The sequence below is a fragment of the Paenisporosarcina sp. P4_E4_2 genome, assembly GCF_056401595.1.
In genome coordinates this window covers 1-11100 of the sequence record NZ_JBFUJC010000199.1, presented here as the reverse complement: position 1 = coordinate 11100, position 11100 = coordinate 1, and the positions used below count along the sequence as shown (strand labels likewise).

Sequence of the window (11100 nt, the reverse complement as noted above, 5' to 3'; positions counted from 1 at the left end):
GGATATGGCTATATGAAAGAATATGAAGTTGAGCGTTATATGCGCGACGCTAAATTGTGCGAAATTGGCGAAGGTACTTCAGAAGTGCAACGAATGGTAATTGCTCGTTTAATCGGCTGTTAAATTTCGCTAAATTGTCGAATTTATCACAATCCGTGAAAACTTCYGAGATAAGACTTTTCGTTTTTGATGGAATGCAGTACAATAACACTGTTGACTGATTCTATTCTAGAAAAAGAACGAACGAAAAAGGAGGTTACATGATGCAAAAAAATCCAATAGTTCCTTTCATTTTAATTATGGCATTTGGTATCGGTCTTATTTTCTTCTTATCAATTCAAGGTGTTGATAAAAAAGAAGAAATCGCTTCTGAACATGAAGGAGGCGCAGAAGGCGGAAAAGCTGAAACTGCAGAATTCGATCCAGAAGTGGCGAAAGGAAAATGTATTTCTTGTCACGGCGGAGATCTTAAAGGTTCAGTAGGTCCTGCTTTAGCTGGTACTTCTTTATCTAAAGAAGAAATTACTAAAACTATCGTAAATGGTAAAGGATCTGGCATGCCTGCTGGTTTACTACCTGAAGATCAAGCAGCACAAATGGCTGATTACATTTTAAGTCTAAAATAAGCTGAAACCCTTATCCGAAATGGATAAGGGTTTTTTCATGCACTAGATTTGTCATGCTTCGTGAATAGAATACAAAAGTGCACGAATAGAAAGTGTGAAATTCACAATACCGTGAAAAGGACCTCTGAAACCGCGAATAGACGAAAAAATCATTTTCAACGGTCTTCCCATTACATTCGGGAACCCGTTTTTTCATGTCTATGGTACAATCTTGTTTATAGAAGAAAGGAGAGGATTTCGTTGAACGCACAACGTCTCTCAGAGCGATTAACACGTGTCGCTTCATTTGTTGAAAAAGGTTCAATTGTGGCAGATATCGGAAGTGACCATGCTTATTTACCATGTTATCTTGTTCATCAGCAGATTGCTGAAAAAGCAATAGCAGGGGAAGTGGCAAAAGGACCGTATGAATCGGCACGCAATCAGGTTCGTGCTGAACAATTGCAGGAACAAATTACGGTTCGATTTGCAAACGGACTGCAAGCAATAGAAAAAGAAGATTCTGTTGATACAGTGACAATAGCTGGAATGGGTGGCCCATTGATTGCCTCCATTTTAGACCAAGATATCGACAGACTGATAACGGTAGACAGACTCATTTTGCAACCGAATATTCATGCGAAAGCAATTCGAGAATGGGCAATATTAAATGAATGGAAGCTGGTTGCAGAAGAAATTTTGCAGGAAGACGACAAGATTTACGAAATTCTGGTGTTGGAAAGAGGAAAGATGTCTTTAACAGCAGCACAGTTGCTCCTTGGTCCGTTTTTAATGGAGGCTCGTAATGATGCGTTCCGTAAAAAATGGGAGGAGGCTCTCAGTGCATGAAAACTGCGAATGGACACGAAATCATTCAATTATTTGAGTCCTGGTCGCCTAAATTCTTTGCATTAGAAGATGACCCCATCGGTTTACAGATCGGTAAATTGAATCTACCCATTAAAAATGTATTGGTTACACTCGATGTTACACTTGAAGTTGTACAGGAAGCAATCGACAAAAAATGCCAGATGATTCTCGCACATCATCCACCTATTTTCCGTCCATTAAAAAATCTCCGTACAGATTCGCCATCAGGTGAAATGTTTGCGCTTTGCATCAAACATGACATTGCTGTTTATGCTGCCCATACCAATCTGGATGTGGCACCGGGTGGGGTGAATGATTTGTTGGCCGAAGCATTCGGATTAAAACAAATCAACATTTTGGATGAAACATATTCGGAACCGATGATGAAGTTAGCCGTGTTTGTACCGACCTCATCTTCAGAAGATTTACGTAAATCGCTCGCATCTGCTGGAGCAGGGCAAATCGGCAATTACGATAGCTGTAGTTTTTCATCCACCGGCAAGGGGAGATTCCAGCCTTTAGATGGATCAGATCCCTATATCGGCACTAAGAATCACCTGGAAGAAGTAGAAGAGGATAAAGTGGAAGTAATTTTCCCTGCTTCCCAAAAATCAAAAATCCTAAGAGCCATGTATACAAATCATCCATATGAAGAAGTGGCTTTTGATATATGGAAACTTGATTCAAAAACACAGCAGCAAGGAATTGGCCGCATTGGAGAGCTTGAACGAGCAATGACTCTTGATGAGTTTGCTCAACAAGTCAAAAATCGACTGTCTGTTCCTTTTGTGCGTGTTGTAGGCGATCCTTCGGCAAATATCCGTAAAGTGGCTGTTTTGGGTGGGGACGGCAATAAGTACATCCAAAAAGCAAAACGGGCAGGGGCTGATGTCCTTGTAACGGGGGATTTATATTTCCATGTTGCACAGGATGCACAAGCACTCGGCTTAAATGTAATTGATCCAGGACATCATGTTGAATCCATAATGAAAAAAGGTGTTTCCGAAAAAATGAATGCCATGTGTAAAGAGAAAAAATTCGACTGTACATTTATTGCATCGGAAATTTCCACTGAGCCCTTCCGAATTCTATGAAAAAAGCTATCCATTGCTGGATAGCTTTTTTCATTAAGTAAGTGTATAGGGTTCAATCCGGTCAACCGGTTTAGGAGTTTTGATTTTAGGTAAAATCTTATCAATTGTAACCGTACGATCCAAACGATGGGTTTGTGGATCTTGTGGGTCATACTTCTCTAAAAATTGGACAACTTCTTTTACGATAGGTGTCGGTGTAGAAGCGCCAGCTGTAACCGCAATGAGTTCAATTCCTTCTAACCATTCAAGTTTAAGCTCAGATAAGTCGGATATCCTGTAAGAAGGGGTGTTGGCAATTTCTTCGGATACCTGGGTAAGGCGATTTGAATTATTACTCATCGGATCTCCGACAACAATTAATAATTGGGCAGCACCGGCTTGATCTGCGACCGCTTCTTGTCGAACTTGAGTAGCCAGGCATATCTCTTTATGCACTTCGATATGAGGATATWTAAGTGATAATTTTTCCATTAAGGCAGCAACATCCCATTGACTCATCGTCGTTTGGTTTGTCACAATCAATTTTTCTGCCTGAATGTTCAGTTGTTCAACATCTTCGACCGTCTGTACAAGGTGAACAGCATGTGGCGCAACACCTACTGCTCCTTCAGGTTCTGGATGTCCTTTTTTGCCGATATAAATGACTTGATATCCTTCAGCTGTCTTTTCACGAATCAAATCGTGAGTAACCGTCACGTCAGGACAAGTGGCATCAATTGACACCAATCCTTTTTGTCTGGCTAATTCACGGACTTCAGGTGAAACTCCGTGGGCAGTGAAGATGACTGTGCCGCCCTCGACTTTTTCCAGAATTTCTTTACGATTCTCTCCATCCAGCGTAATGATCCCGTCTTTTTCAAAGGCATCGGTAACGTGTTTGTTGTGAACAATCATACCTAATATATAAATCGGGCGTGGAAGGGATGTATCCATCGCTGCATTACGAGCGATTACCATTGCATCCACGACGCCGTAACAATAACCACGTGGGGAAATTTTGAGTACTTGCATATGTAGCACTCCTCTCAGAAGTTGTTAAGTTTTATTATAACTGAGAGGAGCGGCGAATTCAAAAATCAAAAGGGTGGCTGGAAAATACGTGGTTGTGAAGTTCCACCAAGGCGGGGGGCAGCGGATGCAACATTACGGACAGCGCTGGCAGTGGCCGTGGCGTCAGGCATATTTTGAAAACCTCTGTACATTCTCCATAATGCCGGTATGTTTTGGACCATAGGTGCAACTTGTTGGACCATAGGTGTCAGTTTCTGAGCGGTGTTCAAGAAACGGTCAGCGGTTTCCATGAACTGCTCAACACGGTTCGTTCCCTGTGGTAATCCACCATTTCCTAATGCATTCCCAATACCACCTAAAGGCGATTGGGATCTATTAGCATTACCTAAGGTATTCCCTAAACCACCAAAAGGCGATTGGGATGGATTATCATTACCAAAGGCATTCCCAAAACCACCAAAAGGCATTTGGGATGGATTATCATTACCAAAGGCATTCCCTAAACCACCAAAAGGCATTTGGGTTGGACTTCCACCAGAAAAGCTTTGCGGCATCGAGTGCCTCGGTGAAACATTCGGCATTTGTGATTGTGCGAATGGATAAAAAGATTGATAACGCATAAAATCCTCCTTTCTAAATAAATAGTTAATTGACGCAGAGGGCACACTACAACTATGATAAGCTGATGGTCTTCAAAATAATCAAAACATGATACAATGGAAGAACGTAAGGAGGGGCAAAAATGTCCAAATATACAGATTATGATTTTCAACCTTTTTTACAAAATGCCATTAGTAAATTAGGCTTTACAGAACCAACCCCTATTCAAAAAGAAATGATACCTCTAATTCTTAAAGGAAAAAGTGCGATTGGCCAAGCACATACGGGTACAGGGAAAACGCATAGTTTTTTAATTCCGATTGTTGAGCGAATCCTCACTGACAAAACAGAATTACAAGCTATCATAACTTCCCCAACACGTGAACTTGCTTCCCAGATTTTCGAAGAACTAAGCAAACTGACTGAAGGTACAGACATTCAATCAAAATTGTTTATCGGTGGAACTGATAAACAACGTTCGATTGACAAGTTAAAATCACAACCACATATTGTGGTTGGGACACCAGGTCGTATTCGTGACTTAGTCAAAGAGAATGCTTTGCTTGTTCATACAGCACCGATATTAGTAGTAGATGAAGCAGACCTCGCTTTTGACATGGGCTTTATCGAAGATATCGATGCATTTGCAGGAAAAATGCCAGATTCACTTGAAATGTTCGTATTCTCAGCGACGATTCCTGAACGCTTGCAACCATTCTTGAAGAAATATATGGAGTCTCCAGTACACATCAACATTGGTGAAAAACGACCAGTAGCAGARGGAATTGTCTTCAATCTGGTTCCTGTTCGAAGCAAATCGAAAAAGAAACGTTTAGTTGAAGTGTTGAATGGGATTAATCCTTACTTGGCTATTATTTTTGCCAACACTCGAAAAAATGCTGATGACGTAGCCAATTATTTAGCTGAAGCGGGTTATCGTGTAGGACGGATTCATGGTGATTTAGCACCACGTGAACGTACACGCATGATGAAACAAGTCCGTGAACTTGAATATCAATACATCGTTGCAACAGATCTTGCTGCCCGTGGTATCGATATTCAAGGTGTCAGCCATGTCATCAACTATGAGCTGCCAGAAGACTTGGAATAGATGAAATTGATGCGAAAGCAAAATCAATGGTCCGTAAACCGAAAAAGGTTAAACCAGGATACAAACGTAATATGAAATGGGAAATGGACAAAATCAAGAAGAGAGAACGCCGCATCAAAAACCGCAAAAAGTAAGGGGTGTTCTTTATGCTATTAGGTTCACATGTTTCCATGAGTGGAAAAAACATGCTGGTCTCAGCCAGTGAAGAGGCTGCGTCTTATGGGGCAAACACTTTTATGATTTATACTGGTGCACCACAAAATACGCGTCGTAAACCGATAGAAGAATTGAATATTGAAGCGGGACAAGCACATATGTTGGCGAATGGTATGTCGAACATTGTGGTTCATGCGCCATATATCATCAATATCGGGAACTCGTTGAAACCAGAAACGTTTGCACTCGGCGTCGAGTTTTTACAAAAAGAAATTGAGCGTACTGCCGCATTGGGTGCCAAACAAATCGTCTTGCATCCTGGAGCACATGTTGGGGCAGGAGCAGATGTCGGTATTGCAAAGATTATTGAAGGCCTAAATGAAGTGCTTTCACAAGATTTCCCTGTGCAAATCGCTTTAGAAACGATGGCAGGAAAAGGTACAGAATGTGGTCGATCTTTTGAAGAGCTTGCACAAATCATAAATGGCGTGACACATAACGAACGAATGTCGGTTTGTTTTGATACTTGCCATACGCATGATGCAGGTTACGATATTGTTGAAGACTTTGATGGTGTCTTAAAGCAGTTTGATCAGTTGATCGGACTGGATCGTTTGAAAGTTCTTCATATTAATGACAGTAAAAATGTCCGCGGTGCAGGTAAAGACCGTCATGAAAATATAGGATTTGGTGAAATTGGTTTTGATGCACTTAATTATATCGTGCATCATCCCCAGCTTACTGCAGTTCCTAAAATTCTAGAAACACCTTTCGTCGGATCAGATGCGAAAAACAAAAAAGCACCTTATCTTTATGAAATTGACATGTTCAAAAAACAGACGTTCATGCCAGAAAGCATTGAGAATTTACGTTCTTAAATCAAAAGAGACTCAAGCATATATTTGCTAGAGTCTCTTTTTTGTCGATTGATTATAGTCCAAAATGTGTGAAAAGCTTTTTGGTGCGTGTTTTTCCTAATATCCCTTGAAGTTGTTTATGAACATGCGCTGGTGGCCCAAACAATAACCATTGAAGTGAGGCTTTGTCAAAGATAGGGCGGACTAATTTCACTTCTTCTACCGTCAGGGTAACGGGAAGTATACTGGTCATTTTGGCAATCTCATCATCCGGTTTATCTTTTATTGCTTGAACAAGTTCCCAAATATCCATTAATTCATCCTTTCAAGATAATAGAGTTTACTTCTTGTCATTTCTTCGATATACTAATGCATTGTAAATCGTAATGATTATGAATTAGAAAGAGGCGAGCTTGATGAAAACGCCATTAGATATCAACATACAAAATGTGTCATTTCAATATGATCAAACTGTTGTATTGAAGAACATTTCTCTACAAGTAAAGCAAGGGGACTTCCTCGCAGTACTGGGACCTAACGGATCAGGGAAGTCGACATTGTTAAAAATAATATTAGGATTGCTGAAGCCCACCTCCGGGACCGTTGAGTTATTTGGACAGAAGAGTCAGGATTTTAAACATAGAGAATGGATTGGCTATGTCTCTCAAAAATCAAATGCTTTCAATACAGGCTTTCCAGCGACAGTGTTTGAAGTGGTTGCGAGCGGTCTCGTGAAAAAATCAGGACTCTTTAAAAAATACCCAAAAGACGTAAAGCAACGAGTGGAAAATGCTCTACTTTCTGTAGGGATGGTGGAGTTTATGAACCAATCCATAGGGGAGTTATCTGGTGGTCAGCAACAACGAGTGTTTATCGCTCGTGCACTTGTTGCCGAACCAAAATGCCTGATACTGGACGAACCAACCGTCGGGATAGATCATCAGCATGTGCAATCGTTTTATAATATGCTTGCGGAATTGAATCGTGAACAACAAATAACACTCATTCTTGTGACTCATGATGTCGATACTGTTTCAAGCAATATCAGTCACGTGGCATGTTTGAATCAGACGATTCATTTCCACGGCTTAGAAAATGATTTCAACCAATTAAGCGACGAAGACCGTCAAGCCTGGTATGGGCACTCAGTTCGTAAAATTCACCACGTGAAAAGTGAGGGAACTCGATGATATCAGCACTGATTAACTATGAATTTTTACAAAATGCGTTTGCATCAGGAATCATCATAGGCTTGATTGCGCCACTTCTTGGCGTATTCATCGTCGTTAGGAGACTATCGCTTATTGCAGATGCTCTCAGTCACGTAACTTTAGCAGGAATTGCAGGAAGTTTGTATTTATCTCAAACCACCGCATTTTTCGCTCTTTTGAACCCATTATATTTGGGTATTGTTGCAGCTGTTACAGGCTCAGTATTGATTGAAAGATTGCGTCGTTTATATAAACACTATGAGGAACTTGCAATCCCAATCATCATGTCTGCTGGTATCGGTTTCAGTGCGATTTTTATTTCATTGGCCAATGGATTTAGTTCCGATTTATTCGGTTATTTGTTTGGCTCTGTATCGGCGGTCAGTCGACAAGATTTATGGATAGTTCTGATCATTGCTTTGATTGTCGTCGTATTTTTGTTGATGTTTTATAAGGAATTATTTTTATTATCATTCGACGAGGAATATGCAAAAGCTTCAGGTCTTCCAGCGAAATGGGTTCACTTATTGTTTATGGTTGTTACAGCGCTCGTCATTGCTGCGAGCATGCGGATTGTGGGAATTCTCCTTGTATCATCTTTGATGACCTTACCTGTTGCAGCAAGCATGCGTCTTGCTAAAGGTTTTAAACAAGCTATCCTGTATGCCGTTTTGTTTGGCGAAGCTGCAGTGATTATTGGTCTTGTGATTGCATTTTATTTAAATATCGCACCAGGTGGAACAATCGTTGTGACATCCATCGCCATATTACTGCTTGTATTAATCGGTAAAAAGATATGGCTGGGTGTCGTAACGAAAAATGAAAGGGGTCGTCTCGTATGAATATTACGAAGGCATGGGACCTTTTAAAAGAAAATGGTTATAAAAAAACGGATAAGCGAGAACAAATATTGAATTTGTTTAAAGACAATGAACGATATTTGACTGCCCGTGACTTGTTGGACGTGATGAAGAAAGATTATCCTGGCATGAGCTATGACWCAATCTATCGAAATTTAAGTACTTTTGTGGAGTTAGGAATTTTAGAAGAAACCGAACTGTCAGGAGAACGCCATTTCAGAATGCAGTGTGAAACGGATCATCACCATCATCATTTCATTTGCATGACTTGTAGCAAAATCAAGGAAGTCCATATATGCCCAATGGATCTGCTACAGGAAACACTGCCGGCTTATCAGATTGAAAATCATAAGTTCGAAATCTACGGTAAATGTCCAGAGTGTCAGTAAACTATATATAAAAAGCGTGAGGCCTAGGCCTCACGCTTTTTGTTTAAGAAATGTATGTTGGATCCAGCTGTCTGCTTCAAGCCAGTTATTCACGCGAATCACGCCATTTGGAACAGGCTGCTGATTATACGGCGTATTGAACAATAACACAGGAATGTTCAACTCTTCGGCGATGCCGACTGCATTGTCATGTTTATCTTCAAAAAACACATCAATTTCAAAATTTCTTGCCGTTTGAATCTTATCATGTGTCCCAATCAGTTCGATATGATCGTACTCAAGATTTTGTTCAATAAACCATTGCAAGGTGACGTCGCGAACATTGTGACCACGTGCCGATATGAAATACAACTCGTGCTGTTTCTTCCATGCAGTTAATATTGCGTGTGCATCCACTTGAATAGGGGATGTCGCATAAATTTCAGGTTCTGCTTGCTTGAACCATTTATAAAAATCTTCCGTTGTAACAGGAAAAGCTTTCGTTAAATCGTATTCTTTAATATCATCCAGTACCAAGTTACATTCAAAAGCTTTATTGATATGGGGTAGTAAAGAAGTCGGGCATGTGACCGTACCATCTATATCGATGCCAAATCGGTAGTTAGACATATGCTAAAACTCCTTTACGCGTTTAATTTTTCTTTTTCCTGTTTGTCGAAGTATTCTTGTGCAATCTTATCGATTTCCACTTTCAATTCTTCTACCATAGTTGCTTCTGGCACTTTACGGACTGTTTTTCCTTTCATGAATAACAATCCTTCGCCACGAGCACCTGCAATGCCGATATCGGCTTCACGGGCTTCCCCTGGTCCATTTACCGCACAACCAAGAACAGCGACCTTAATCGGTGCTTTAATAGTGGAAATGTATTCTTCCACTTCATTCGCAATGGAAATCAAGTCGATTTCAATTCGACCGCAAGTTGGGCATGAAATCAAAGTTGCTGCATTTGATGAAAGTCCAAACACTTTTAATAACTCACGTGCAACTTTTATCTCTTCGACTGGATCTGCACTCAAAGACACTCGTAATGTGTTACCGATTCCGTGGCTTAATAGTGCACCAAGTCCGGCAGCACTCTTGATTGATCCGTTGACTAAAGTACCTGATTCCGTAATCCCAAGGTGGAGCGGGTAGTCGAATGCTTGTGAAGCTTTCACATAAGCTTCAATTGCCAAACTCACATCAGAAGCTTTTAAAGATACGATAATATCATGGAAATCCAAGTCTTCTAGAATTTTGATATGATGCAGTGCACTTTCAACCATACCGTCGGCAGTAGGATAGCCATACTTCTCGATGATTTTGCGTTCAAGTGATCCAGCATTTACACCAATACGGATTGGAATGCCTTTCGCTTTAGCTGCATTAACAACAGCTTCCACTTTTTCACGTCGACCAATGTTACCCGGATTGATACGGATTTTATCCGCGCCATTTTCAATGGCTTTCAATGCTAATTTATAATCAAAATGAATATCCACAACAAGTGGAATATGAATACGTTTTTTAATTTCAGCAATAGCATCAGCAGCACGGTCGTCCGGACATGCAACGCGAACAATTTGACATCCCGCTTCTTCCAGACGCAGAATTTCTGCAACTGTTGCTTCAACATCATGTGTTTTTGTTGTGGTCATACTTTGTATGAATAGTTCATTACTGCCACCAATTGTAATTTCGCCGACACGAACCGGTCGAGTTTTGGAACGGTGAATAATTTCACTCATGAAAATTCTCTCCTTTTCGGGCTCATAGCCTTCACTATTCTTTATTTTAGCAGTCATGAAAAGGATATGACAAGGAAGAAACGTTACTTGGAAAATTATGAGCAAGATAATGGCATGTCTTTGTAAATTGGAACCTTTATTATTTCTCCTGCTTGCAATGCTTGGTTTCGCAAATGAGGATTTTCTTTATAGAAAGCTTCCAACCGTTCGGGGAAGCTCACCCATACTTCTGAAGGGTACACGCCAAACAATGATAATACGGTATCTCCTTCGAGAGCTTGAACAGGAAACACATCATAGTCTTCTTGTTGAACGCAATCAGGTTCTGTCTTTGTAAAAGCAGCCAGAGAGATTGTGCCATCGAGTAAATCTACTTTAATAATATAAGAAAGCAATAATATTGAGATTGCTAGTCCAATAATGCGCATAAAAAAATCCCCCTTTGTACAACAACTTATGCTGAACAAAGAAGGAATATACTTATTTTTTGGGATAATATTTTAGGGCAAGCACTAAATAGATTACACATACGATTGAAGTGCTGATGGTAATCCATCCGTCTGAAAGGTTTGTAAATAAGAAAGCAATTGATAGCACAGTTGGTAC

At 40.3% G+C, this 11100-nt stretch carries 14 protein-coding genes and 1 pseudogene; 9 read left to right on the top strand and 6 right to left on the bottom strand.

Annotation, left to right across the window (positions count from 1 at the left end; translation table 11 throughout):
* The 4 genes from AC1DSB_RS13270 to AC1DSB_RS13255 all read left to right on the top strand — a co-directional run.
* On the top strand, nucleotides 1-123 hold a 123-nt coding region (locus AC1DSB_RS13270; RefSeq protein ID WP_477586866.1), incomplete at its 5' end, for an acyl-CoA dehydrogenase family protein.
* A 140-nt stretch (nucleotides 124-263) separates the two neighbouring features.
* A complete protein-coding gene (gene cccA, locus AC1DSB_RS13265; RefSeq protein ID WP_016426909.1) occupies nucleotides 264-626 on the top strand; it encodes a cytochrome c550 in 363 nt (120 codons plus the stop codon).
* A 240-nt stretch (nucleotides 627-866) separates the two neighbouring features.
* Nucleotides 867-1454 (top strand): tRNA (adenine(22)-N(1))-methyltransferase, encoded by a 588-nt coding sequence (locus AC1DSB_RS13260; RefSeq protein ID WP_477586865.1) that lies wholly within the window; start codon nucleotides 867-869, stop codon nucleotides 1452-1454.
* Entirely contained in the window at nucleotides 1451-2569 is a 1119-nt protein-coding gene (locus AC1DSB_RS13255; RefSeq protein WP_477531981.1) for a Nif3-like dinuclear metal center hexameric protein, read from the top strand. Before AC1DSB_RS13260 ends, AC1DSB_RS13255 begins: the two co-directional genes overlap by 4 nt.
* Nucleotides 2570-2602: 33 nt before the next feature.
* On the opposite strand, the gene AC1DSB_RS13250 is transcribed toward AC1DSB_RS13255, so the two are convergent.
* Together AC1DSB_RS13250 and vrrA are read right to left on the bottom strand one after the other, a co-directional pair.
* Entirely contained in the window at nucleotides 2603-3580 is a 978-nt protein-coding gene (locus AC1DSB_RS13250) for a 4-hydroxy-3-methylbut-2-enyl diphosphate reductase (RefSeq protein ID WP_477586864.1), read from the bottom strand.
* A 65-nt stretch (nucleotides 3581-3645) separates the two neighbouring features.
* Complete coding sequence (gene vrrA, locus AC1DSB_RS13245) at nucleotides 3646-4200, bottom strand: VrrA/YqfQ family protein (RefSeq protein WP_477531982.1); 555 nt, start codon at nucleotides 4198-4200, stop codon at nucleotides 3646-3648.
* 122 nt (nucleotides 4201-4322) lie between these two features.
* Between vrrA and AC1DSB_RS13240 the strand changes: the two are divergent.
* Nucleotides 4323-5425, top strand: a pseudogene (locus AC1DSB_RS13240) (DEAD/DEAH box helicase).
* 12 nt (nucleotides 5426-5437) lie between these two features.
* On the top strand, nucleotides 5438-6325 hold the full coding sequence (locus tag AC1DSB_RS13235; RefSeq protein ID WP_016426915.1) for a deoxyribonuclease IV: 888 nt from the start codon (nucleotides 5438-5440) through the stop codon (nucleotides 6323-6325).
* Between the two features lie 52 nt (nucleotides 6326-6377).
* On the opposite strand, the gene AC1DSB_RS13230 is transcribed toward AC1DSB_RS13235, so the two are convergent.
* The gene (locus AC1DSB_RS13230) at nucleotides 6378-6617 is read right to left on the bottom strand and encodes a hypothetical protein (RefSeq protein ID WP_016426916.1); all 240 of its coding nucleotides are present in this window, start codon (nucleotides 6615-6617) and stop codon (nucleotides 6378-6380) included.
* Nucleotides 6618-6720: 103 nt separating this feature from the next.
* Here AC1DSB_RS13230 and AC1DSB_RS13225 point away from each other — a divergent pair, with 103 nt between their 5' ends.
* The 3 genes from AC1DSB_RS13225 to AC1DSB_RS13215 are packed head-to-tail and all read left to right on the top strand — an operon-like array spanning nucleotide 6721 to nucleotide 8764.
* Entirely contained in the window at nucleotides 6721-7494 is a 774-nt protein-coding gene (locus AC1DSB_RS13225) for a metal ABC transporter ATP-binding protein (RefSeq protein ID WP_342543473.1), read from the top strand.
* Nucleotides 7491-8357, top strand: coding sequence for a metal ABC transporter permease (locus AC1DSB_RS13220; RefSeq protein ID WP_016426918.1), 867 nt, complete (start codon nucleotides 7491-7493; stop codon nucleotides 8355-8357). The genes AC1DSB_RS13225 and AC1DSB_RS13220 overlap by 4 nt, the downstream gene beginning before the upstream one ends.
* On the top strand, nucleotides 8354-8764 hold the full coding sequence (locus AC1DSB_RS13215) for a Fur family transcriptional regulator (RefSeq protein ID WP_477586863.1): 411 nt from the start codon (nucleotides 8354-8356) through the stop codon (nucleotides 8762-8764). The genes AC1DSB_RS13220 and AC1DSB_RS13215 overlap by 4 nt, the downstream gene beginning before the upstream one ends.
* A 30-nt stretch (nucleotides 8765-8794) precedes the next feature.
* Here the strand turns inward: AC1DSB_RS13215 and AC1DSB_RS13210 are convergent, their stop codons facing one another.
* The 3 genes from AC1DSB_RS13210 to AC1DSB_RS13200 all read right to left on the bottom strand — a co-directional run bounded on the left by AC1DSB_RS13210 (nucleotide 8795) and on the right by AC1DSB_RS13200 (nucleotide 10922).
* Nucleotides 8795-9373, bottom strand: coding sequence for a hypothetical protein (locus AC1DSB_RS13210; protein ID WP_016426920.1), 579 nt, complete (start codon nucleotides 9371-9373; stop codon nucleotides 8795-8797).
* A 14-nt stretch (nucleotides 9374-9387) separates the two neighbouring features.
* Nucleotides 9388-10494, bottom strand: a complete 1107-nt coding sequence (ispG, locus tag AC1DSB_RS13205; RefSeq protein ID WP_016426921.1) for a flavodoxin-dependent (E)-4-hydroxy-3-methylbut-2-enyl-diphosphate synthase — start codon at nucleotides 10492-10494, stop codon at nucleotides 9388-9390.
* Between the two features lie 95 nt (nucleotides 10495-10589).
* A complete protein-coding gene (locus AC1DSB_RS13200) occupies nucleotides 10590-10922 on the bottom strand; it encodes a hypothetical protein (RefSeq protein WP_016426922.1) in 333 nt (110 codons plus the stop codon).
* Between the last annotated feature and the right edge of the window lie 178 nt (nucleotides 10923-11100).